The sequence below is a fragment of the Bacillus cereus group sp. N8 genome, from assembly GCF_016483685.1.
GTDB classification, from domain to species: Bacteria; Bacillota; Bacilli; order Bacillales; family Bacillaceae_G; genus Bacillus_A; species Bacillus_A proteolyticus.
The window spans coordinates 1-278 of record NZ_JAEHBK010000166.1; the positions used below are offsets into that span (position 1 = coordinate 1).

The following is a 278-nucleotide window of genomic DNA, read 5'->3' on the forward strand; positions in this document are numbered from 1 at the left end:
TAAATATACCGTCCTCTACGTTATATTCGCTGTTGAATTTTTCAACTGATTGTAGAACGCTACTTGTACCAACAAAAAAGCTTATAAAGATACCAGTTGTAGCAAAAACAACAAGAAATATAACTAGAAACTTTAATTTATAAGTGTTTAATCTTCTCATTGTACGTTTTCTGAATTTTCTCTTTATATTTTGATTTACCATTCTAAATTCTCCGCTAATTCAATATCTTCATTTACCATATCATTAACCTTTTTCCCATCATGAATAGTAATAACAC

The 278-nt window shown here is 28.1% G+C and carries 1 protein-coding gene; it reads right to left on the reverse strand.

The window, feature by feature from the left end:
• On the reverse strand, positions 1-202 hold a 202-nt coding region (locus JDS80_RS31295; protein WP_206774727.1), incomplete at its 3' end, for a hypothetical protein.
• Positions 203-278: the final 76 nt, after the last annotated feature.